At 57.8% G+C, this 22,585-nt stretch carries 18 protein-coding genes and 4 tRNA genes; 15 read left to right on the forward strand and 7 right to left on the reverse strand.

Annotated features, from left to right (window positions below):
* The first annotated feature begins 70 nt into the window (after positions 1-70).
* Together QYH43_RS11820 and QYH43_RS11825 are read left to right on the forward strand one after the other, a co-directional pair.
* Positions 71-1,222 (forward strand): TDT family transporter, encoded by a 1,152-nt coding sequence (locus tag QYH43_RS11820; RefSeq protein WP_301157095.1) that lies wholly within the window; start codon positions 71-73, stop codon positions 1,220-1,222.
* Positions 1,223-1,316: 94 nt separating this feature from the next.
* On the forward strand, positions 1,317-3,191 hold the full coding sequence (locus QYH43_RS11825) for an MFS transporter (RefSeq protein WP_301157096.1): 1,875 nt from the start codon (positions 1,317-1,319) through the stop codon (positions 3,189-3,191).
* Between the two features lie 96 nt (positions 3,192-3,287).
* Here the strand turns inward: QYH43_RS11825 and sugE are convergent, their stop codons facing one another.
* From sugE to rdgC, 3 genes are all read right to left on the reverse strand, one after another.
* The gene (gene sugE / locus QYH43_RS11830; protein WP_027922462.1) at positions 3,288-3,602 is read right to left on the reverse strand and encodes a quaternary ammonium compound efflux SMR transporter SugE; all 315 of its coding nucleotides are present in this window, start codon (positions 3,600-3,602) and stop codon (positions 3,288-3,290) included.
* A gap of 119 nt (positions 3,603-3,721) precedes the next feature.
* Positions 3,722-4,687 (reverse strand): bile acid:sodium symporter family protein, encoded by a 966-nt coding sequence (locus tag QYH43_RS11835; protein ID WP_095061683.1) that lies wholly within the window; start codon positions 4,685-4,687, stop codon positions 3,722-3,724.
* Between the two features lie 181 nt (positions 4,688-4,868).
* Positions 4,869-5,789, reverse strand: coding sequence for a recombination-associated protein RdgC (gene rdgC / locus QYH43_RS11840; protein WP_007969735.1), 921 nt, complete (start codon positions 5,787-5,789; stop codon positions 4,869-4,871).
* A gap of 160 nt (positions 5,790-5,949) precedes the next feature.
* Between rdgC and QYH43_RS11845 the strand changes: the two genes are divergently transcribed.
* From QYH43_RS11845 to QYH43_RS11860, 4 genes are all read left to right on the forward strand, one after another.
* Positions 5,950-6,025: transfer RNA gene (locus QYH43_RS11845), tRNA-Val, on the forward strand.
* An 18-nt stretch (positions 6,026-6,043) separates the two neighbouring features.
* Positions 6,044-6,120: transfer RNA gene (locus QYH43_RS11850), tRNA-Asp, on the forward strand.
* A gap of 198 nt (positions 6,121-6,318) precedes the next feature.
* A tRNA-Val gene (locus QYH43_RS11855) sits at positions 6,319-6,394 on the forward strand.
* 19 nt (positions 6,395-6,413) lie between these two features.
* Positions 6,414-6,490 (forward strand) — tRNA-Asp (locus tag QYH43_RS11860).
* 188 nt (positions 6,491-6,678) lie between these two features.
* On the opposite strand, the gene QYH43_RS11865 is transcribed toward QYH43_RS11860, so the two are convergent.
* Together QYH43_RS11865 and QYH43_RS11870 are read right to left on the reverse strand one after the other, a co-directional pair.
* Positions 6,679-7,815 carry a catalase family protein gene (locus QYH43_RS11865; RefSeq protein WP_095061685.1) on the reverse strand — a complete coding sequence of 379 codons (1,137 nt, stop codon included), beginning with the start codon at positions 7,813-7,815 and terminating at the stop codon, positions 6,679-6,681.
* Between the two features lie 29 nt (positions 7,816-7,844).
* Positions 7,845-9,647 carry a di-heme-cytochrome C peroxidase gene (locus QYH43_RS11870; RefSeq protein WP_301157097.1) on the reverse strand — a complete coding sequence of 601 codons (1,803 nt, stop codon included), beginning with the start codon at positions 9,645-9,647 and terminating at the stop codon, positions 7,845-7,847.
* Positions 9,648-9,915: 268 nt separating this feature from the next.
* Here QYH43_RS11870 and QYH43_RS11875 point away from each other — a divergent pair, with 268 nt between their 5' ends.
* The 9 genes from QYH43_RS11875 to QYH43_RS11915 all read left to right on the forward strand — a co-directional run bounded on the left by QYH43_RS11875 (position 9,916) and on the right by QYH43_RS11915 (position 19,139).
* The gene (locus QYH43_RS11875) at positions 9,916-10,632 is read left to right on the forward strand and encodes an FKBP-type peptidyl-prolyl cis-trans isomerase (RefSeq protein WP_095061687.1); all 717 of its coding nucleotides are present in this window, start codon (positions 9,916-9,918) and stop codon (positions 10,630-10,632) included.
* A gap of 294 nt (positions 10,633-10,926) precedes the next feature.
* Entirely contained in the window at positions 10,927-11,382 is a 456-nt protein-coding gene (locus tag QYH43_RS11880; RefSeq protein ID WP_095061689.1) for a YkvA family protein, read from the forward strand.
* Between the two features lie 115 nt (positions 11,383-11,497).
* On the forward strand, positions 11,498-11,839 hold the full coding sequence (locus tag QYH43_RS11885) for a helix-turn-helix transcriptional regulator (RefSeq protein ID WP_095061695.1): 342 nt from the start codon (positions 11,498-11,500) through the stop codon (positions 11,837-11,839).
* Positions 11,836-12,207 carry a hypothetical protein gene (locus tag QYH43_RS11890; protein ID WP_007898892.1) on the forward strand — a complete coding sequence of 124 codons (372 nt, stop codon included), beginning with the start codon at positions 11,836-11,838 and terminating at the stop codon, positions 12,205-12,207. The genes QYH43_RS11885 and QYH43_RS11890 overlap by 4 nt, the downstream gene beginning before the upstream one ends.
* Entirely contained in the window at positions 12,208-12,642 is a 435-nt protein-coding gene (locus tag QYH43_RS11895; RefSeq protein ID WP_301157098.1) for a sel1 repeat family protein, read from the forward strand.
* A gap of 181 nt (positions 12,643-12,823) precedes the next feature.
* Complete coding sequence (locus QYH43_RS11900) at positions 12,824-17,506, forward strand: RHS repeat-associated core domain-containing protein (RefSeq protein WP_301157099.1); 4,683 nt, start codon at positions 12,824-12,826, stop codon at positions 17,504-17,506.
* Between the two features lie 3 nt (positions 17,507-17,509).
* Positions 17,510-17,905 carry an Imm50 family immunity protein gene (locus tag QYH43_RS11905; protein ID WP_301157100.1) on the forward strand — a complete coding sequence of 132 codons (396 nt, stop codon included), beginning with the start codon at positions 17,510-17,512 and terminating at the stop codon, positions 17,903-17,905.
* Between the two features lie 437 nt (positions 17,906-18,342).
* The gene (locus QYH43_RS11910) at positions 18,343-18,687 is read left to right on the forward strand and encodes a hypothetical protein (RefSeq protein WP_301157101.1); all 345 of its coding nucleotides are present in this window, start codon (positions 18,343-18,345) and stop codon (positions 18,685-18,687) included.
* Positions 18,688-18,803: 116 nt separating this feature from the next.
* Complete coding sequence (locus tag QYH43_RS11915) at positions 18,804-19,139, forward strand: hypothetical protein (protein WP_301157102.1); 336 nt, start codon at positions 18,804-18,806, stop codon at positions 19,137-19,139.
* 334 nt (positions 19,140-19,473) lie between these two features.
* Here the strand turns inward: QYH43_RS11915 and QYH43_RS11920 are convergent, their stop codons facing one another.
* Both QYH43_RS11920 and QYH43_RS11925 read right to left on the reverse strand, forming a co-directional pair.
* Positions 19,474-20,436 carry a transposase gene (locus tag QYH43_RS11920; RefSeq protein ID WP_095151816.1) on the reverse strand — a complete coding sequence of 321 codons (963 nt, stop codon included), beginning with the start codon at positions 20,434-20,436 and terminating at the stop codon, positions 19,474-19,476.
* A 230-nt stretch (positions 20,437-20,666) separates the two neighbouring features.
* Entirely contained in the window at positions 20,667-22,457 is a 1,791-nt protein-coding gene (locus QYH43_RS11925; RefSeq protein WP_301157103.1) for a bifunctional diguanylate cyclase/phosphodiesterase, read from the reverse strand.
* Between the last annotated feature and the right edge of the window lie 128 nt (positions 22,458-22,585).

Below are 22,585 nucleotides of genomic sequence, written 5' to 3' on the forward strand. Positions count from 1 at the left end.
TTACCCGTTATATAGATATTCTTTTTGGATCTAGCATGGGCTCTACCTCACATGAGGACAGGAGTTCGCCATGACATGCGCCAATAGCATCAAGCCCGGCATCAAGCCTTTCACCCACTTGCAGCACCCGCGCGAAGTGATTCGCCAATTCACCCCGAACTGGTTCGCCGTCACCATGGGCACCGGCGTGCTGGCGTTGGCGCTGGCGCAACTACCGGTTGCAATACCCGGTCTGCATGCCATCGCCGAAGCGCTTTGGCTGTTCAATATCGTCTTGTTCCTCACGTTCACAGCGCTCTACGCAGCGCGTTGGGTCATGTTTTTTGACGAGGCGCGGCGAATTTTCGGCCATTCCACGGTTTCGATGTTTTTCGGCACCATCCCGATGGGGCTGGCAACCATCATCAACGGTTTCCTGGTGTTCGGCGTTCCTCGCTGGGGTGACGGCGTGATTCACCTCGCAGAAATGTTGTGGTGGCTCGACGTGGCGATGTCACTGGCCTGCGGCGTGTTGATCCCTTACATGATGTTCACCCGTCAGGAGCACAGCATCGATCAGATGACCGCGGTCTGGTTGCTTCCTGTGGTCGCGGCCGAAGTGGCGGCGGCCAGCGGTGGCTTGTTGGCACCGCACCTGGCCGACGCCCATTCGCAACTGGTGGTGTTGGTGACCAGCTACGTGCTGTGGGCATTTTCCCTGCCGGTGGCGTTCAGCATCCTGACGATACTGTTGCTGCGCATGGCGTTGCATAAACTGCCCCATGAAAACATGGCCGCGTCGAGTTGGTTGGCGCTCGGTCCAATCGGCACGGGTGCCTTGGGCATGTTGCTGCTGGGCGGGGACGCGCCGCTGATTTTCGCGGCCAATGGCTTGCCGGGTGTCGGTGAAGTCGCTGCCGGGTTGGGGTTGGTGGCCGGCATTACGCTGTGGGGCTTCGGTTTGTGGTGGATGCTGATGGCGGTGCTGATCACCGTGCGTTATCTGCGCGACGGGATTCCTTTCAATCTTGGCTGGTGGGGCTTCACCTTTCCGCTGGGTGTGTATTCGCTGGCGACGCTGAAACTGGCCAGTACCTTGAATCTGACGTTTTTCAGTGTCGCGGGGTGTGTGCTGGTGGCGTTGTTGGCGCTGATGTGGCTGATCGTTGGCAAGCGCACGGTGCTGGGCGCGTGGCGCGGTGAGTTGTTTGTCACGCCATGCATTGCAGGATTAAAGAAATAAACGGTAAAGATTAGGTAATGTGTGGCCTGGATCGACGATTGCTATTCCAATAAAAGAATCCAGGCCACTCTTACCCACATCAGGGACACATGGAATGAGTCACCCCTCACAGTTCACCTTGCTGCGCACCCGGCGCTTCCTGCCGTTCTTCATCACTCAGTCGCTGGGGGCATTCAACGACAACGTCTTCAAACAGTCGTTGATCCTGGCCATTCTGTACAAGCTGACCATCGAAGGGGATCGCTCGATCTGGGTCAATCTGTGTGCGCTGCTGTTTATCCTGCCGTTTTTTCTGTTCTCAGCCCTGGCCGGGCAGTTCGGGGAAAAGTTTGCCAAGGACGCATTGATCCGACTGATCAAGCTCGGTGAGATCGCCATCATGGCGGTCGGTGCGGTCGGCTTCCTGTTCGATCAGCTGTCGCTGATGCTGGTGGCGCTGTTCGCCATGGGTACCCACTCGGCACTGTTCGGGCCGGTGAAGTATTCGATCCTGCCCCAGGCCTTGCGGGAAGATGAGTTGGTGGGGGGCAACGGTCTGGTGGAAATGGGCACGTTCCTGGCCATTCTGGCCGGCACCATCGGCGCCGGGATCATGATGTCGTCGGGTCATTACGCGCCCATCGTTTCCACCGCGATCATCGGCATCGCCGTGCTCGGTTACCTCGCCAGCCGCAGCATTCCCCGGGCCGCAGCCGCTTCGCCGGAAATGCGCCTGAACTGGAATATTTTCAGTCAGTCCTGGGCCACGTTGAAACTGGGGCTGGGGCAAACCCCGGCCGTGTCACGGTCGATTGTCGGCAACTCGTGGTTCTGGTTTGTCGGGGCGATCTATCTGACGCAGATCCCGGCCTACGCCAAGGAGTGGATGCACGGCGACGAAACCGTGGTGACGTTGATCCTGACGGTGTTCTCGGTGGGCATTGCCCTGGGTTCGATGCTCTGCGAGAAGCTCTCCGGACGCAAAGTCGAAATCGGATTGGTGCCCTTCGGATCGTTTGGCCTGACCGTGTTTGGTTTACTGTTGTGGTGGCATTCCGGTGGAATTCCGGACAGCGCCACGGGGCATGGCTGGATCGAAATTCTCGGCTTCGGCCACACCTGGCTGGTGCTGTTCGACATCCTTGGGCTCGGCGTTTTCGGTGGTTTCTATATTGTGCCGCTGTATGCACTGATCCAGTCGCGCACCGCCGAGAAGGAGCGCGCGCGGGTGATTGCCGCCAACAACATTCTCAACGCGTTGTTCATGGTGGTTTCGGCCATTGTCTCGATCGTTTTACTGAGTGTCGTCGAGCTGTCGATCCCGCAGCTGTTTCTGGTGGTGTCGTTGCTGAACATCGGCGTCAACGCCTACATCTTCAAGATCGTCCCCGAGTTCACCATGCGTTTCATGATCTGGCTGCTCAGCCATTCCATGTACCGCGTGGAACATCGCAATCTCGATCTGATCCCCGATGAAGGCGCGGCATTGCTGGTGTGCAATCACGTGTCGTTCGTCGATGCCCTGTTGATCGGTGGCGCGGTGCGTCGGCCGATTCGCTTTGTGATGTACTACAAAATCTACAACCTGCCGGTGCTGAATTTCATCTTTCGCACGGCCGGGACGATTCCGATCGCGGGGCGTCACGAAGACATCCAGATCTACGAAAAAGCCTTCACCCGAATTGCCCGGTATCTGAAGGATGGCGAACTGGTGTGCATCTTCCCTGAGGGCAAACTGACGACTGATGGCGAGATCAGTGAGTTCAAGGGCGGCCTCACGCGGATTCTCGAGGAGACGCCGGTGCCGGTGATTCCATTGGCCTTGCAGGGGTTATGGGGGAGCTTCTTCAGCCGTGATCCGGGCAAGGGATGGTTTCGCCGGTTGTGGTCGCGGGTGACGTTGGTGGCGGGGCCGGCGGTGGCGTTCGAGGTGGCAGAGCCGGTGAAGTTGCAGGCATTGGTCGGTGAGTTGCGCGGGGCAGTCAGATAATAGGTGTCTGTGCGGACCTCATCGCTAGCAGGCTAGCTCCCACAGGGGAATGCATTCCAATGTGAGAGCTAGCCTGCTAGCGATAGCGTCAGTGGCCTAAGCGCTGACCTTGAGCCCAACCAGCCCGGCAATGATCAACGCCACACTGGCCAGCCGAAACAACGCCATCGACTCGCCAAACAGAATGATCCCGGCGATCACCGTGCCGACAGCGCCGACACCGGTCCAGATCGCATAAGCCGTGCCCAGCGGCAATTCCTTCATGGCCAGGCCCAGCAAGCCAAGGCTGATAGCCATGGCCGCAACGGTCAATGCAGTGGGGAGCGGGCGGCTGAAACCGTCGGTGTATTTCAAGCCGACGGCCCAGCCCACTTCGAACAGGCCGGCGAAAAACAGAATGATCCAGGACAAGAGAGACCTCCATCGATTGACGGGGCCGTCCCCAGATTAATGACTCGATTGAGCCGCAAGGTCGTCCTCGCGTTGCGCAATATAGTGCCCAGCATTAACCGGGGGATCAAGTTTGCAAATCAGTCAGTCGCCTGCCGGGTTGCGACTTCACGATCTTCTTTTTCGCTCATGCGGCGGAAATACGTCGAGAGCAGTGCCCCCGAAATATTGTGCCAGACGCTGAACAGCGCGCTCGGCACCGCCGCCAACGGCGAAAAATGCGCACTGGCCAAAGCGGCGCCCAATCCGGAGTTTTGCATGCCGACCTCCAGTGCCAGGGATTTACGCTGAGCCAGCGGCAGCTTGAATACGCGGCCGGTAAAGTAACCCAGCAGGTAGCCAAAGCTGTTGTGCAACATGACGACCGCCATGATCAACAGACCGGATTCGGCGATCTTCGCCTGGCTGGCGGCGACCACGGCCGTCACGATGATCACGATGCTGACCACGGACACCAACGGCAATACATCCACGGCATGACGAACCTTGTCGCCGAGCACACGCTGGGCAACCACGCCCAGCACGATTGGCAGCAGGACCACTTGCAGGATCGACCAGAACAGCTCCATGAACGAGACCGGCAACCAGGCCGAGGCCAGCAGCCAGATCAGCGCCGGTGTGAGCAACGGAGCGAGGAGGGTGGTGACCGCAGCGATGGCCACCGACAGCGCCAGATCCCCGCGCGCCAGCCAGGTCATCACATTTGAAGACGTACCGCTCGGGCAGCACCCGACCAGAATCACGCCGACCGCGATTTCCGGTGGTAAATGAAAAGCCTGGCAGAGTAACCACGCCACACCGGGCATGATCACAAAATGCGCAACCACGCCCAGCGCCACACGCCACGGATGGCGCGCGACTTCGGCGAAGTCTTCGAGTTTGAGGGTCAGGCCCATGCCGAACATCACCAGCCCCAGCAAGGGCACGATGGCGCCTTTGAGGCCGAGAAACCATGCCGGTTGCAGGAAAGCCACGACGGCGAAAATCAGAACCCAGTAAGCGAAAGTGTTGCCGACAAAGCGACTTAAAGCAGCCAGTGCGCGCATGGCTTGTTCCTTATTAGAGTGAAAGCGTTAGGGAGCTAAGCATACGCGGCTTACAAAAAAAGATCGCAGCCTGCGGCAGCTCCTGCAGGAATCAGGTCAATCCGCATTATTTGCGGCCAACCGAATCAACGTAGGAGCTGCCGAAGGCTGCGATCTTTTACAGGCATCGCCAATCAGTGCATTAAATGCCCTGCGGCGTCTCTTCCCCACCCAACGCCTCAACCAGCGCCGGCAGGAAGTCGCCGAAGGTCAGCATCATCAGGGTGAAGCTGGCGTCCAGCTGGCCGAGGGCTTCATCGCCACCGTCCTGTTCCGCCTGATCCTGCAACAGGTCTTCGAACTTCAGGCGCTTGACCACCATTTTGTCGTCGAGCACGAACGACAGTTTGTCCTGCCAGGCCAGCGACAACTGAGTGACCACTTTGCCAGTGCTGAGGTGCAGCTGGATTTCTTCGCTGGTCAGGTCCTGACGCTTGCAGCGCACAATGCCGCCGTCTTCGTGGGTGTCGCGCAGTTCGCACTCGTCCAGCACAAAGAAGTCGTCCGCGGCTTTCTGGGTGGTGACCCATTCGGTCATGGTCGCGGTTGGAGACATTTTTACGGTCAGCGGACGTACCGGCAGGGTGCCGATCACTTCACGCAGGGTGGACAGCAGGTCTTCAGCGCGTTTCGGGCTGGCCGAGTTGACCAGGATCAGACCCTGTTTCGGTGCGATGGCAGCGAAGGTCGACGAGCGGCGGATAAAGGCACGAGGCAGGAAGGCCTGGATGATTTCATCCTTGATCTGATCGCGTTCCTTCTTATAGACCTTGCGCATTTGCTCAGCTTCGATCTCTTCGACCTTTTCCTTGACCGCGTCACGCACGACGCTGCCCGGCAGGATGCGTTCTTCTTTGCGAGCGGAAACCAGCAGGAAGTCGCCGCTGACATGCACCAGCGGAGCGTCTTCGCCTTTGCCGAACGGCGCGACGAAACCGTAGGTGGTCAACTCCTGGCTTGCACATGGACGCGCCAGTTTGGTGGCCAGTGCAGTTTCCAACGCCTCGGCATCAACAGGCAGATCTTGGGTCAGGCGATAGATAAGCAGGTTTTTGAACCACATGGGGTAAGTCTCTCCTTATATGCAAAGGAGGGCATTATTGTCTTCGCCGTGCCATAGGCCAACCCTTCTCTAAGCCTTTGGAAGGCCTGAGAAAATTATTTAAAAAAGTGCTTGCCAGAGGTTGGGTCGCTCCGTAGAATGCGCGCCACACCGAAGCGAAGGGTGATTAGCTCAGCTGGGAGAGCGTCTGCCTTACAAGCAGAATGTCGGCGGTTCGATCCCGTCATCACCCACCATTCGTTCAAGTGTTACGCGCAGCGGTAGTTCAGTCGGTTAGAATACCGGCCTGTCACGCCGGGGGTCGCGGGTTCGAGTCCCGTCCGCTGCGCCATATTCGGTAACCTGGAACGCTGAACGCCAGGTCACCACGGAAAAGCCCGCTAACGCGGGTTTTTTTCTGCTCCAAGTTTGTACGTTGTTCCTGCAGGTCGCGTTGTTTCACCGGTTTTAGATTTATTTGAAAAAAACTTCAATTAAATCAACACTTTATAAAAACCTGTGGCATAATGTGCCCCGCAACGAAGGTAAAGGGTGATTAGCTCAGCTGGGAGAGCGTCTGCCTTACAAGCAGAATGTCGGCGGTTCGATCCCGTCATCACCCACCACTTACTTTCAACGCTACGCGCAGCGGTAGTTCAGTCGGTTAGAATACCGGCCTGTCACGCCGGGGGTCGCGGGTTCGAGTCCCGTCCGCTGCGCCATATTCGGTAACCTGGAACACTGAACGCCAGGTCACCACAGAAAGCCCGCTAAATGCGGGCTTTTTGCTGTCTGGCGTTTGGCTTTTTTGTAGGCGCGAGCTTGCTCGCGAAAAACTCAAGGCCGACGCTAGGCCTCTGGATTAAGCGTTTTCGCTCCACCCTTCGCGAGCAAGCTCGCTCCTACAGGATTACTGCCCGCCATTGCGCGCATGCCGGTAATCGCTGACCGCTTCGTAAACCGCTTTGCGCAGGCGGTTGATGCCGCCAATGGGCCGGTGGGCCTCAATGCCAAACCATGGGTTGAACGACTGGTTATCGCATTGCAGGTTCAGCGCCGGGGTGTCGAAATCCTGTGCGGGCACGTTGATGCGTGCGACGGTCTCGAACGGTACATCGCTTTCTTTCCACTCGATGCTCGTGTCCTCAATCGGCATGTACTTGTTCGCATCCTGGCGCTGGATCTGCAGAACGAAACAGGCCGGTACCCGATCGGTCGACAGCTGTTGATTCAGGGCGCTGCGCAGGAAGTTCGGCAGATTGCGGTTTTGCTCCGCAAGGCTGTAGACCGGGCAGTTTTCCGGGTCGGGCATGACCCGAAATTTGGCGTTGGCCTCACCGAACTTATAGGGCGAAACTGAAAAGTAGGTGGTCTGCGTCGGACTCGGTGGAGCAGGGGTCAGCGTCGCCAAGGCGATAAACAGATGCCGAACTTGCCAGCTGCGTGGATCCCAGCCGGGAAAGAACGCCATGATTTTCTTGCCATCTGCCTGAGCGGCGACGTTCTGACGATACTCGGCGACATCGCTGACAAAGAAATTCGGATGGCTGAACATCACGAAATCCTGTTCGCCCCGCCCCGGTTGATCGGTCAGCAATTGTTTCCCCGGCACATCGAGCAGTTTGATCGCCATCCCTCGGGCATCGCGAATGCTGTCGAACTGGGGATACGCGTTGCCGTTGGACAAGCGCATCGTCGCTTGCCAGGTTTTGCCCGGTTCGCTGAAGACACCTTGGCGCAGCTCGCTCGGCAGTTCCGCCAGAACCTGGACTTCAGCTTTCACGCAGCCGTGGGCTTTGGCGTGGGCGTCACGCAGATAGCGGGTGCTTTCTCGGTGTTGGTCAACGATGCGTACAGCTGTCTGGATGACGTCTTGGGTCATCGCCGCTTCACCGTCAGGAATCAACTCCTGCGCCGAAACCGGTCCGCGATGCTGCCAGACATACCAGGCACTGCTCAGGGCCCAGGCGAGCAGCCCGAGAGCAACCAGCCACAGCAGCAATTTGCCGAGAAAAGCGCCCAGACGCAGCCAAAGTGTTTTCAGCATGGGAAACTCCTTTTGACGATGGTCGGGGGTCATGGCAGTTGCGCTTCCAGCGGACCGCCCAACACTTTCAGATACTCCAGCAGTGCCCAGCGTTCTTCTGGCTGCAGCCAGCGACCGATCACGCCATTGCCGCGTTTGCCGGCGCGGAACTCATGACCGCTGTTGTGATTGCCGGTGATCCTTGTGTCGAACACGAAACCGTTGGTAAAGGCTTCTGTGCGATACCCCAGATGCCTCGGGTCGTACTCGAATGTGCCTTTGTAGAAAGAGGTCGAGCGTTCATCCTGGGGCGACAGCAATTGATAGAGGCTGGGTACCGAGCCGTTGTGCAGAAACGGTGGTGTCGCCCAGACGCCTGCCAATGGGCGGGCCTTGTAGGCGCGCAGTTCGCGCACACCGATCGGCAAGCCGAAACCGTCCATTGCAGGTCGCTCGGCGGGGGTGATGTTGGCCTCGCGGTAGGCCCGGTTCGATACAAATGCCGTGACGTAAGCCAGCCCTTTGGCGACGGACATTTTGCTCATGTCCAGTGGTTCGGTGGGTTTTGGCTCAACGTCCAGTTCCGCCAACTCTGCCTGATTCCATTGCAATGGCGTCAGGTCGAAGCGGTGGTCGGCAATGTTGTTGGCTGCCGTCGGGTCGGTACCGATGGCGTCCACGGGGAGCATTTTCAGGTGTTGCACCTGTCGTCCTTCGCCTTGGGTCGTGCGCGGAACGTGGCAGCCTGCACAGGTCTCGGCGAACAGCGCGCGACCCTTCGCCGCCAGCGGTTTGTCGACTGCCCCTAGCAGATTTTCCGGCCAGGCCGGTGGCGCGAGTCGTTGCAGGGTTTCTTCGATCAGGTGCAAATCGCGTACGCGAACGCTGGAGGGATAACGCGTTTCGCCCATCAGCGGCTGACCGTTCTTGTCGAAGAAATTCAGCGTGGCGCCGACACCTAATGCCTCGCCGATGTTGCGGGCCATGGGTTGTTGTGCCGAGCCGTTCCACTGCACCCAGTCAAACGTCCACATGCTCCACAGTTGCGGATAATCAACCGGGGCGTTGGCTACGCGGTAGTTGGCGGGGGAAATCGCATCACCGAAACTGGCGTTGGCAATACGCCCGAACGCGTCGGTGCGACCTGGGCCTTCTTCGGTCGGATAGAGCCCGCGATGGGTGTCGTTCCAGGCGACTTTCAAGAAGGTGTCGAGTGAGGATTTGAATGCTTTGCGCAGTTCCTTGTGCCGAGCGTCGTAGTCCTGACCCAGTACGTTGCGTGCGAAACGCTCGAATTTCCACGGGTTGTAATATGTCGAGGTCAGACTCGCTACAAGGGCTTGTCCGAAACTGCCTCCTCTGAGCGTAGGAACACTGGAAGGCAGGACATGTTGCGCCGAGCCCCCGTCGATGCGCACGGCTTGGCCCTGGAATCGCAATTCGCCGGTATGGCAGGCCGCACAGGTGATATCCAGAAACATATCCGTATTGTCTGGATTCTGGTGGCGGGAAAAGCCTACGGGGAGGTTGCCGGGGTTGTTCTGCGTCGGTTTTTGGTTGGGATCAACCAGAAAGCCGAAGCGGGCGAGGTATTCAGGCGAGGCAAATCGTTGTTGCGAAAAGGGCAGTTCGAGGGCAGTGAACCAGTCGTAATGCAACCCTTTGACTTGGGTGCCCTGAGGTGTGAAGTAGTAGGTTTCGCGGTCGGTGGCACTCCATTGCTCCAGGTAATGCACCTGCTGCGCGGGCGACCAGACCGGTAGTTTCGGGTTGGCGACGTAATAGAGCACCACTGCAAGAACGAGTCCGAGCAGGGCTGCCAGCAGAGCTAACAGGCGGAAAAATAGGCGCAAGATGACCATCCTTGTCGAGTTATCGTTCGTTTATGCCTGAGCGTCCACGGAGCGGCAAGAGGCCATTACGCCAGATGCTGTAGGTTCAGAAATTGCCTACAGGGGAGAAAGATAAAAGAAGCTTCATCGCCAGATTCCTGAAAAGCTTTTAAACACCTGAACTTATCAGAGGTTTCCAGCTCTCATGCCGGTAGCCATTGGTCGTGGCGGCCTGATAAGCTCGCGGCTTTACTCGATTGCCCTTTAGGCGCATGAACAAGGAAATAGCATGAAACAGCATCGGTTGGCGGCGGCGGTAGCCCTGGTTAGCCTGGTACTCGCGGGTTGTGACTCGCAGACCAGCGTAGAGCTGAAAACTCCGGCGCAAAAAGCTTCCTATGGCATTGGCCTGAACATGGGCAAGAGCCTGGCTCAGGAAGGCATGGATGACCTGGATTCCAAAGCTGTCGCCCAGGGCATCGAAGATGCCGTCGGCAAGAAAGAGCAGAAGCTCAAAGATGATGAACTGGTTGAAGCGTTCGCCGCGCTGCAAAAGCGTGCTGAAGAGCGTATGGCCAAAATGAGCGAAGAGTCGGCAGCCGCCGGCAAGAAATTCCTCGAAGAAAATGGCAAGAAAACCGGCGTGACCACTACTGCATCGGGTTTGCAGTATGAAGTCGTCAAGAAAGCCGACGGTGCTCAGCCTAAGCCGACTGACGTAGTGACCGTTCACTACACCGGCAAGCTGACCAATGGCACCGTATTCGACAGCTCCGTCGAGCGCGGCAGCCCGATCGATCTGCCAGTCAGCGGTGTGATTCCGGGTTGGGTAGAAGGCCTGCAACTGATGCACGTTGGCGAGAAGTACAAACTGTACATTCCTGCTGACCTGGCATACGGCGCGCAAAGCCCAAGCCCGGCGATTCCAGCCAACTCGGTGCTGGTATTCGACCTGGAACTGCTGGCGATCAAGGATCCGGCAAAAGAAGACGCCGCTGCCAAGTAATCAGCGACTGCTTCAAGAACAACGCCTCGCTTATGCGGGGCGTTGTTGCATCTGGCGTTCGGTACGGGTAAACAAAAGCGAACAGATGCTCCAGGCGGCAGTCATAGCCAATGTAGACGGTGGGGGTAGCCGCGTCGGCCTGCCAAGTCAATGAAATTATGGGATTTTTTGGATGGGCAAAAAACGCCCGATCTGAGCCGAGCCCTTGTGAAACGGGGCTTCCAGCCCTGAAAATCAGCTCTGTTCACAAGGTTATCCACAATTTGTGTGGATAACATTTCAACGGGAGGAATGATGAAAACACCCTGGAGTTTCGCTCGTTTCCTGCCGCTGGCTGGGCGCTTGCTGGCACGCGGGCGTTTGCCGACTTTGTTGTTCGCTGTTGCCAGCAAAGGCGCTAGCGAAGGCAATCGCCTGGGTAAAATCAAGGACGACCTGCGCCTGTTGCAGGCACTCTGCCTGGCTTATTGGCGAGGTGAATATCGAGCCATAAGCCCAAAGGCACTGGTCTCGGTCGTCGCAGGCTTGATGTATTTCCTCAGCCCGGTGGATGCGATTCCGGATTTTCTTCCCCTCTTCGGCATGATCGATGACATCGCCGTGCTGGCCTGGCTGATGAAGGTTCTCGACGATGAACTCAACGCCTTCCGTGCCTGGCGCAAGCGTCAGATGCCCGAGAAGCTTGCGGTAGTCGAGCGTTTGCCTGACACCCCGGCACAACTGCACCTTCAAGGCCCGAAAAAAAACTGAATTCGATGCCGTCTCGCCCACAGATTGATGCCCCTCGCGACCTTGGCCGCTGTTAGGATTACACTTCTAGGGAAAAGTGCCGACTCGCTAAGTGTTGTTGTCCTACGGGGTAGTCATGGATATTCAGATAATTACACGCGAAGGCGAGCCCGAGTATGCGGTTCTGCCATGGGCTCAATATCAGGCGTTGTTGAAAGCGGCAGGCATCAAGGAGCAACCGTCGCCTGAAGCCGCGAAGCTTCAAGCAGCAGCACCCGATCAGGTTCTTCCGGGGCTGGATCAATTACGCAGTTTGCGCGAAGGGAAGGGCATCGCCATCGAGGCGCTGGCCCGCACGGTAGGCATCAGCCCGTCTTACCTGGCCATGATCGAAAGTGGCGAGCGCCTGCCCGACGCAGCGATTCGCCGCAGCCTGGCCTGGGAGTTGACGGTGCCTGGGTGGAGGGATGAATCGTGAGCGTACGCATCAGTCGTCAACATTGGGATGGATTGCTGGGCGAACTGGATCAGGCGCGGCGCCAGCGCCATCTTCTGACTTATCGGGCGTTGCTGGAGCGTTTGCAGTTGCCGACCCCGGCCATGCAAACCCTGACGGCGGCCCTTGAGCATCTGGCTGCACTCGACGCCCGGGCCGAACAGCCGTTGCGCAGTTCGCTGGTGATCAGCCAGGGAGCAAGCCGTTTACCGCGTACCGGGTTCTTCGAGTGTGTTGAGCGCCTGGGGCGTTTTTCCGGCCCGTCCGACGGTGTTGCCGCGGCATCCTGGCATGCCTCGGAAGTGGTGCGGGTATTTGAATACGAATACCCGGAATCGGCAGAAGCCTGAGTGTTTCTGCAATTGAAGGCGCGAGTCGGTTACTGGCTCGCTCGCAGGCTGTTTCACTGGTCGTGGTTTGTCCGTCAACCGCGCGGCTGGAGTTGGCTTGAAGGCCAGTTCGCACGCATGGCCAACCTGGGCGATGTCGGCGCTCAGAGCTTCTATGGGCACATCCTGACGTTTCGCGGCGTTGGCCTCGGTGCTCGTGAGGAGGGCGTGCGCTTGTTGCGCCTGGCGGCCTTGGCGGGCGATGGCAAGGCGGCGTATCAGATCGGCGTGATCAGCCTGGCGGGAACACCGAGCAGGGCGCCGGATCCTGCTGAAGCGGCACTGTTCTGGACCATCGCGGCGAAAGCCGGACATCCATTGGCGCCGATCAAACTGGAAGAATTGGCTTCCCGCAACGCTACAGGTTTCACGGACTCGTCTGACAAATCGACCTGATGTGAGAGCGGTCCCTACGCCACGTTTCTCCTTTAGCGAATTGCCCTACAGCAACATCATCCTTTCCTGACTTCTTTCCTCGCGGATCCTCCGCAAAGTCCCTCGCACTCATTTTTCTGTGCGAGGGAGTGTTCATGCTTGCCCCGGTTTTCCTTGAATTCTCCCGCTGTGCGGTGCGCTGATGGATCAGATCGCCCGCATCGAGCAAGAGCTCGACCATTTCCCACAGACCCTGAACCTGTACCGCGAACAACTCGGGCGCTTCCTGAACCGCACTACCGACAAGGTCAGCCACGCGCTGGACCTGCCCTCGCTGATGGGCATGGAACGGGTGATCAAGTTCGGTGATAGCAGCACGGTGGTCAGCAGCGGTGACGATGATTTTTTCTCGACGGTGGCGCAGTGCCCGCAAAGTGGCCCGCTGCTGATCGAGAGCCAGTTCGAGTCGGTGTACGACATTCCGCTGGGGAACATTCAGGTCGAGGTGGTGGCGCAGGAGGGAGGCGAGCGGACCGTCATCACCCTGGATGAACAGGGGCGAGGGCAATTCAGCGGCACGCCGGGCAAGTTTTATAAGGTGCATGTCCAGCGTCAGGTCACCCCGGAGCAAGTCGGTGAGCTGTTCAAGTCTTACGCGGCACTGACCCAGTCGCTGGAAGGCTGGTTGCGCAATGAGTGGGCGGGTTTCAAGCCGCAATGGTCGCAGTCGGGTGTTGCCGCGGCCGGTAATGGGCTGCTGGCCGGAGGTTGGACGGCGATTATCGGGGTGTGGGACCGCCTCGGTGAGCTCTCGGAAATCCTCCAGAACCCGCACAAGTTCGCCGAGCGCCTGGGCAGTGGCGCGGGTCAGCTGGCCGATCTGGCGCAACAGTTTCCGGCGACGATGGCCAGTCTGCAACTGCTGGTCAGCGACGAGGCCGCGATGTGCCTGCTGCTACGCACTAGCAGTCTGTGGCTGGAGATGCTGCCGCCGAGCCTGATGGCCGGGCAAGCCGCCGAGACGCTGGCGGTCGTGGTGGTGGATCTGCTGATTGATTTGTTGATCGGCGTCGTCCTCACCTTCACCGCGGCCGGGGCGGGGATGGCATATCTGGCGATGCGCCTGGCGCGCTACGGCGCCCGGTTGGTGAGCGCCGTTCAGGGTTTCGTCAAAGCGATCTTCGGCCTTATCCAGCAGTTCCTCGGCTATGTCGATCGCTACAAAACCGTCGCCGCCCGCGGTGTGGCCGCTGGCCTTAAAAAAGGCCGGATGCAACTGCGCTGGAATGCCAAACGCAACACCACGCTCAAGCCAAACGAACACCACGAGGATGCCCCGAAACAGGCCACCAACCCCAACGGCGACAGCGCCGACACCGTCGATAACACCACCACCAACAAATGCCCGGTGTCGATGGTCACCGGCGAAGAACTGCTGACCCTCACCGACGGTACGCTCGACGGTCTCCTGCCGTTCGACTTCACCCGCCTCTATCGCAGCAGCGCCGTCGAACTCGACAGCGGTCTGGGTTTTGGCTGGAGCCATTCCCTGGCCCAGCGCCTGGAAATCGACGGCGACCAGGTGATCTGGATCGACCCGGAAAACCGCCGCACGCCGTTTCCGCGACCGAGCGTCGAACGTCCGGTGATCCACAACAGCCTGTCGCGGGCGGCGATCTATCTGGGTGAAGTGGCGGACGAACTGATCCTCGCCCTGGCCGGCGACACGCCGCGTTTCTACCACTTCCGCGACGGCCGCCTGAGCGCGATCAGCGACGCCTACGGCAACCGCCTGAGCGTGTCCCGCGACCGTCTGGATCGTCTGCAACGTCTCGATAACGGCGCCGGTCGTGCGCTGTTGCTGCGTTACGACCGGCGGCACCTGATCGCCGTCGACTATCAAGTGCGGCAACGCGCCACCACCGAAGAACACGCCTGGCGCACCGAACAGACCCTGGTCAGTTACCGCTACGACGCCTGCCAGCGCCTGATCGAAGCCAGCAACGCCGCGGGTGAAAGCGAGCGTTATGACTACGACGAGCAGCACGTCATCCTGCAACGGCAACTGGCCGGGGGCGCGAGTTTTTTCTGGGAGTGGGAGCGCACCGGCAAGGCGGCACGCTGCATCCGCCACTGGGCCTCGTTTGCGCAGATGGAGGCGCGTTACACCTGGGATGACCACGGCCAGGTCACGGTGCACAACAGTGACGGCAGCGAAGAGCTTTACCAGCACGATGAGCGGGCGCGGCTGGTGCGTCAGGTCGGGCTCGACGGCGGCGAACAGCACAAGGCCTACGACGCACAGGGCCGCTTGATCGCCGAGCAGGACGCCCTCGGCGCCGTCACCGAATACCGCTATGACGAAGTCGGACGGCTGATTGCGCTGATTCCGCCGCTGGATGAACCGACGTCCTACGAATACCGCGACGGCTTCCTCCACGCCCGTTATCGCGGGCAGGCGACGTGGACCTACGAGCGCAATGCCCAGGGCGACATCAGCGCCGTCACCGATCCCGACGGGCAGATCACCCGCTATTTCTACGACCAGCAGGGACGGCTGCTGACGATCCGCTACCCGGACCGCAGCGGCCATCAATTCGTCTGGAACGACCTCGGGCAACTGCTTGAAGAAACCCTGCCGGACGGCAGTCAGCGGGGTTTTTCCTACGACGTCCTGGGACGCCGGATTACCCAAACGGACGCCCACGGCGCACTGACCCGTTACGAGTGGGACGCCGTCGGCCGCCTGCTGCAACTGACCCTGCCCAACGGCGCCCACCGCGCCTACAGCTACAACGCCTACGGCAAGGTCACCGCCGAACGCGACGAACTCGGGCGCATCACCCGCTACGAGTACGCCGACGACCTGCACTTGGTCAGCCGCCGCCTCAACCCCGACGGCACCCAGCTCAACTACCGCTACGACCACGCGCAGATGCTGCTGACCGAGATCGAGAACGAGTCCGGCGAGCGCTATCGCCTGGACTACACGGCGGGCGGATTGATCCGACAGGAAACCGGCTTCGATGGGCGGCGCACCGCTTATGCCTACGACCGCAACGGCCAGTTGCTGGAGAAAACCGAGTTCGGCGATGACGGCTCTACGTTGGTTACGGCGTACGAGCGGGACAGCGCCGGACGCCTGCTGCTCAAGACCCTGCCCGACGGCATTGAGGTTCGTTACCGCTACGACAGCCTTGGGCGGCTGATCAATGTCGACGACGGCCACGACCATCCTCTGGAGTTCGAGTACGACCGCCAGGACCGCTTGATCACCGAACACCAGGGCTGGGGCACCCTGCGTTACGGTTATGACAGCTGCGGCCGGCTTCAACGTTTGCGCCTGCCCGACGCCAGCGTGCTCGAATATCGGCATGGCCAGGACGGTGCGCTGACGGCGATCGACCTCAACGGTTCACGGTTGACCGCGCACAGCTTCAGCCACGGTCGCGAGCAGCAGCGCCAGCAAGGCCTGCTGCTCAGCGAATACGCCTACGACGATCAGGGCCGTTTGCAGGCGCATGCTGTCAGCCAGAACCGCCAATCGCTGTACCGCCGCGATTATGCCTACAGCGCCAACGGCAACCTCGACGCCCTGTCCGACACACGACACGGCCAGCGCCGGTACCAGTACGACCCGCTCGACCGCCTGACCAGCGTGCGCCACACCCGCGCACAACCGCCGGAAAACTTCACCCACGACCCGGCCGGCAACCTGCTGATCCACGACCGCCCCGGCCCGACGGCGTTCGACGGCAATCGCCTGCTTCGCAACGGCGACAGCCACTACGACTACGACGCCTTCGGCAACCTGATCCGCGAACGCCGCGGCACAACGCCGACGTCAGTCACGGCATACGCCTACGACAGCCAGCACCGTCTGATCCGCCACACCGCCGCCGACGGCCGCGAAACGTCCTACCGCTACGACGCCTTCGGCCGCCGCATCCAGAAAACCGTCGACGGCCAGACCACCCAGTTTTTCTGGCAAGGCGACCAGCTCGTCGCCGAAAGCAGCCCGACCCACTACCGCAGCTACGTCTACGAACCCGGCACCTTCCGCCCGCTGGCCCTGCTCGACGGCAAAGGCCCGAAAAAAGCCTGCCCGTTCTACTACCAACTCGACCACCTCGGCACCCCGCAAGAACTCACCGCCTACAGCGGCGAAATCGTCTGGTCGGCGCAGTACAGCGCCTACGGCAAAGTCAGCCAACTGAGCCATGGCGGCGGTGAACAGCTGGAACAACCGCTGCGCTTTCAGGGGCAGTACTTCGACGCGGAAAGCGGGCTGCATTACAACCGGCATCGGTATTACCACCCGGACATCGGGCGTTATTTGACGCCAGATCCGTTGAAGCTGGCGGGTGGGTTGAATTCGTATCAGTACACGCGGAACCCGACGGGGTGGGTGGATCCGTTGGGGTTGAGTGGGAATTGTCCGGGTGCATACAAGCCGGGATGCTCAGTGCCGGATGATGTTTCTGGCGCTAAGGCTAATGAGGGAGAGCCATCAGTTCCGGAAGTATCAAGGCGAGGAGCATTTAGGCAGTCTAAAGCCGATGCGGGAATTCCGAGAAGTCAGCAACCGGATATTCAGCTGGATGATATGAGTGGTAGGGCTAAACAGGTAGGCTATGTCAATTTGACGGACATGAGCGGTAAAAGTATTTTGAATAGCCATGGCATGCCAATTAAAACCAGGCAATATAAATTTACCCGAGGTGACGGGCTTGTCCTTATATTGCAGGATCATACTGCGGGCCATAAATTTGGCGCGAAAAATAATGAGGGTGATCAGGGGGCTCACTTCAATGTTCGGCCAGTTGATGATGTTAGACACGGCAAGGTTAAGGGCACAAAGGAGCACTACCCATTTGGGAGGTAAGTGGTGAAATACTGGAATGATTTCGAAGGTAGTACTTTTTTTAATATGGTGTTTGGCGGGTTGATTGAGGTCGGTGAAATAAAATTGGTTTCAATGGTCATGGATAATGTTGGGTCAACGGTGACTTTGTCATTTAATATAAAAGAATTACCCGACAAACCCCCTCTAAAGTGGAGGTCAATAGAGTATAACGCTTGCCGTATTGGATTTACGTGCGATGAGGTGAGTGAAATAAATGTGAAAAACCTCCCGGCAACTTCACTGATGAAAGTGAGCATTGAACGGCATGATTCTCGGTTTCGAATATCGGTAGCGGCGGGAAATTCATCGATAGATTTTACTGCCGCTTACTTGAGGCTTGGTGATCCATCCGTTTACTTTGCTGATCATGTTTTTTGATATTTAAGGTATTCTATTTATTGGTGCGTAGTTTGTTGCGAAACCCTACAGTTAATAAGCTGATATGGCTTGTGAGGTCTATTGTTTGATATGTTGACTTTGGGGTGGTAGATGATTGATTTGACGTTTATCACTGGGGCAATTTCTTATGGTGAACTGTCTTTGTTGAGAAGTGGCGGTTTGTTAGTATGTGTTGATTTTGAAAGAGGATATGTTGCAAGCTGCGTATTTGTCATCAGTGCATGCTAGATATCAGTGGGAATCCTTCCTCTGGTGTGGGTGGGGTTTTCAGATAAGGTTAATTAAGAACTATGATTGGGGGCATTTAAAAGACTGCCGTAATTGCATTGCTCATTTAGGAGTGAGTTACTACGCATAACAAAATTAATAGATTTTTAACTGGGCGCGGCGAATATTATAAGATGGTTAGGAAGTATGTGGCGCTTTTGCTGTCGATTCACGAGTTCGTCGAAGAGGAAGTCGTTTTGCTCATTGGAAACGTCGAAGCCAAATGCTTTCTGAGTTACAGCCCATCAAAAATAGAGGTAGGAAAGCAATACGAAGTCGAATTCGAAATGATGCTTCCGGTCAAGACTCTTGTCATCCTTGCTGAAGAGACAAAGCTGGCAGTTGAAATGATTGGTGGCGGGTTTTCGTGTGTTCTTTTCGGGTATTTGGATGGTGGCGTCTTTCGCTCATTTGTTGATTTCGACGATCAAGATATCCACTACGATTATCCAGAATTCAATGAACAATACGTAAGGATTACAGTGGAAGAGTAGAGTAAAAATAGAAAGGTGGCGTGATTGTATAGAAAATACTTCTGTGCGCGTTCTTCTGCCGAAAAAGAATGAAAGTGAGGATAGATAATATTGTTCGGATCGGCGAAGAGGTCCTTATGATGCTTTCAACCGATTTCGGCAAAGCTTCTGCCGTTTGGAGCGGTGCACCACCAACAATAGGCGCTAGTCACGATGTTGAGCTAGAAATCGTGCAAAGCGTTGTTTGGGGGATGAGTGCGAGACCTGCATCAAATGATGGCTTCTCGATTGATATCGTGGATGGATTTATAAAATTAACGGGGAATATCGTCTCAGTCGATACCGAAGGAATGATGGTTTTTGACGTGGGCGGATCAGTTTTTCTTGTCGAGATAATAGGCTTTGCTGGAGCTATTCCGATGGTTGTTGATTTATATGTTGAGAAATTAGTTTTGTTTCCAGCTGGTGTATGAGCGGAGGCTTTTGACGGATGTACGAAATTTCCGGGCAAGGTCTTCGGAAAACTCCTTCAAAACGTAGCGGTTTCCATGAACTGGTGCAGAGCAGACCTCATCGATAGTCTTTTGCATGTCACTGCAAATTGAGTGGCAGGGCGTGGAATCTGTGCCATTCCGTTGCGTGACGGCTGTGACATGCTGAATGTGATCGGGCAGAGGTTGCAGGTGGGGTCTGCGGGTTCTTAAGTATTTACGTCAATTGAACGGGCCTCATCGCGGGCAAGCCACGCTCCCACAGGTCTTGAGTCGATCACAGAATGTGTGATCAAAACCGAGCCTGTGGGAGATTCTATGTTTGGGGGGAACCCCCAAACATAGAAATAGGCTTGTATTCACTTTGGTTTTTCATCAAGGCAAACAGTACCCGAGCCAGTTTTCTGGCAAGTATCACCAGCGCCTCGGTCCCTTTCAGACCTCGTGCCAAATAGCTTTGGTAGTAGGGTTTCCAGGTCGCAGAGCGGCTTGCGGCCATGGCACTGTTATGAAATAAACGCCGAAACTCCGAGTCACCTCGTTTGGATAAGCAACGTCGTTGATCTTTCTTACCTGATTGTCTGACTCGTGGGTCCATCCCCAGAAAAGCAACGTAGCCATCGCTGTCAGAAAACTCTCCACGCATGAAGGCGGTTACCGCAGCGGTGGCTGTCAGTACACCTACCCCCTCAACGGCTTGGCAGCGTTTTACCTGAGCGTCCATGCCCGCTTCACTGATGATGCTCCTCAAGAGCGACTGAATGTCTTTTTCAGTCTGCTCAATATTGGCCAGATAGTTCGCCAGCGCCTCCTTGAGCAAGGGTTCATCCTTCCAGCTTTGTTTGAGTGCAACTCGATGCTGAACGAGCTCGGCCCTGCGGCGCAGCACGCTTTTGAGCTGCGTGTAAGCCTTGGGCGGTGGGTTCCAGATTCGTAGCCGGTCGGATTCCTTGCTCAGGTAGCGTGCCAATAGCACTGCATCCAGAGCATCTGTTTTAGCTCGAATCCCTATTCCATCGCGATATCGGTTGAGCCGAGAACCATCAATGACGTAAACGTCATGGCCCATCTCATGGGCCATTTCCGTTGTATCAAGGTGATAGGTATTGGTCGCCTCAAGCGCGATGGCGCTGTTCGCAGGCAACTTCTTGAGCCACTGCTTGAGCGCAGAGCGCTCGTTTGTAACAACCTGGGTTTGCTGCTGATCGGCTCGATAGACAACGATCTCGTCCTTTGCGACATCCACACCAACGACCACCTGCGAATTCGAGATTGTCATGGCCCATCCTCCGAGCTACGGTTTAAAGGCTTGTGGGGTTCACCGTTGCGCTGGCTTGCTTCTATCGTCGGTCCGAGCCGATGCATTCCTTATCGGCGCATTAGGTGAAGGGGTGGGACGATGTCTCCCACGGTCTGTACTGGTCAGAGTCAGAAGCGAGGCTTTAGTCCCACCCACCCCTTCAAGTCTAAACATACAAGCGTGGCTTGCCCGCGATGGCGTCGGCGCCGTCAGCGATGGCCTGCCAGCAATGTCGCTTCGTGTCCGGGCACCGCCAAGCTATCCATCACATGCACGCTATACCCCTGCACATTTTTCGCATGATGCTTGGCCTGTGACGCCAACTCCGCCAACTGACTCGCATCAAGTCGTTGACAAGCCTGCGGATGCAAATGCACCACGCCGATCGACAGCGATAGCAACGCAAATTCCTGGCGTTGGCCCTGGCGGTTCGGGGCGATGAAGCAGCCGGCTTCCAGATGTTCGCTGCGGTAGAAGCGCCGGCATTGGCTCTGGAAGTCGTCGAGCAGTTGGTTCAAGCGTTTGCGCCAGTCTTCCGGGCCGAGCACCAGCAGGAAGTCGTCACCGCCGATATGGCCGACGAAGTCCCGGGACGGGTCGACGCGGTCGTTCAGGCATTGCGCCAGGCACAGCAGGACTTCGTCGCCGCGACCGTAGCCGTAGATGTCGTTGAAGGGTTTGAAGCTGTCGATGTCGACGTAACAAATCACTGATTCCCGTTGCTGTTGTAACAGCCGCGTCAGGCATTGCTGGATCGGCACGTTGCCTGGCAGGAGGGTCAGCGGGTTGGCATAGCGCGCCTGCTGGATTTTCAGTTCGGTAATCAATTTGAGTACGTCAATCACTCGGCCGAGTCCCAGATAGCCACCGTTGAGGGTGATGATGAAATCCTCTTCGATGCGCTGGCGGGCGCGGCTGGTGATCAGGCGGCTGACTTGTTGCAGCGACTGGTTCAGCTCTACGGCGAGAAAGTCATCGTTCATCAGGCGGCTGATCGGCTTGCGGGCGAACAGGTCGGTGGCAAAGGGCTTGAGCAGGGCGTCCGAGAGCGAATGGCGGTGGACGATGCCGCACGGCTGGCCGAGCTCATCGAGTACCGCCAGCGAGTTCAGGTTGGATTGACGGCGAAAGGCTTCTAGCACGGTGGCGGTCGGGGTGTCGCGGTCGACGGCGAGTTGATCGTTCAGCAGGGCGCTGAGGTCGCTGCCTTCGTCGGTGAGCGCAACGGCGAAGCTGTCCTGTCGGGGCATCATGGCTCGGGCATCGCGTGGCGGATGTTCCTGTGGCCGGCAGAGCAAATACCCCTGAACCAGATCCACGCCCATCTCGGTCAACACTGCGAGCTCTTCGGGCAATTCGATGCCCTCGGCAATCACCTGTGCCCGCGATGCCCTGGCGATTTGCAGGATCGAACCGACGAATTCCCGTTTGAGTGCGTCCTGGTGAATGCCGTCGATGAAGTGCCGATCGATTTTCACATACTCCGGCCGCAACTCGGACCACAAGCGCAGACTCGAATAGCCCGCGCCCAGATCATCCAGGGCGATGGAAAATCCCATCGCCCGGTAGTGATGCAGCGCAGTTTGCAGCAACTGGAAATCGTCGGTCGGTGTCTGTTCGGTCAGCTCGATCACGACCTGGCTTGGCGGGATACCGAAGTCTTGCAGAAGCTGCAGGGTTCGCCCCGGTTGGTGGGCCGCTTCGAGCAGGGATTCGGGGGATACATTGAGGAACAGCTTGCCCGGAAGTTGCTGCTCATTGAACCGTCGGCACGCGCTCTCGCGACAGGCGATTTCCAGCTCGCTCAGGCGCCCGGCCTGTCGGGCGACTGCGAACAACGCGAGCGGGGAGTGCAGTGGGCTGTTGGACGGGCCGCGACTGAGGGCTTCGTAGCCGAGAATTCGGCGTTCAGAGAGGCTGATGATCGGTTGGAACAGGCTGTGCAATCCGCCGTGAGTCAGGATTGAGCTCAAGGCACTCAGCTGTTCGGTGGTAGTCATGGCAATCTCTGGCGACAAAAAAAGGACTGGGCGTACCCCTGATTTCAAGAGCACGCCCAGTCCCGTATTTCACGACAGAATGATGACTATTTGATGACGCTCCGGGGAGCGTCAACATTAAATTGCCA

This window comes from Pseudomonas sp. C32 (assembly GCF_030417915.1).
Taxonomy (GTDB): domain Bacteria; phylum Pseudomonadota; class Gammaproteobacteria; order Pseudomonadales; family Pseudomonadaceae; genus Aquipseudomonas.

Coding starts and splice junctions, on each gene's coding strand:
- QYH43_RS11820 (WP_301157095.1), top strand. CDS start 71: ATGACATGCGCCAATAGCATCAAGCCCGGCATCAAGCCTTTCACCCAC.
- QYH43_RS11825 (WP_301157096.1), top strand. CDS start 1,317: ATGAGTCACCCCTCACAGTTCACCTTGCTGCGCACCCGGCGCTTCCTG.
- QYH43_RS11835 (WP_095061683.1), bottom strand. CDS start 4,687: ATGCGCGCACTGGCTGCTTTAAGTCGCTTTGTCGGCAACACTTTCGCT.
- rdgC (WP_007969735.1), bottom strand. CDS start 5,789: ATGTGGTTCAAAAACCTGCTTATCTATCGCCTGACCCAAGATCTGCCT.
- QYH43_RS11865 (WP_095061685.1), bottom strand. CDS start 7,815: ATGCTGAAAACACTTTGGCTGCGTCTGGGCGCTTTTCTCGGCAAATTG.
- QYH43_RS11875 (WP_095061687.1), top strand. CDS start 9,916: ATGAAACAGCATCGGTTGGCGGCGGCGGTAGCCCTGGTTAGCCTGGTA.
- QYH43_RS11880 (WP_095061689.1), top strand. CDS start 10,927: ATGAAAACACCCTGGAGTTTCGCTCGTTTCCTGCCGCTGGCTGGGCGC.
- QYH43_RS11885 (WP_095061695.1), top strand. CDS start 11,498: ATGGATATTCAGATAATTACACGCGAAGGCGAGCCCGAGTATGCGGTT.
- QYH43_RS11900 (WP_301157099.1), top strand. CDS start 12,824: ATGGATCAGATCGCCCGCATCGAGCAAGAGCTCGACCATTTCCCACAG.
- QYH43_RS11915 (WP_301157102.1), top strand. CDS start 18,804: ATGATGCTTTCAACCGATTTCGGCAAAGCTTCTGCCGTTTGGAGCGGT.
- QYH43_RS11920 (WP_095151816.1), bottom strand. CDS start 20,436: ATGACAATCTCGAATTCGCAGGTGGTCGTTGGTGTGGATGTCGCAAAG.
- QYH43_RS11925 (WP_301157103.1), bottom strand. CDS start 22,457: ATGACTACCACCGAACAGCTGAGTGCCTTGAGCTCAATCCTGACTCAC.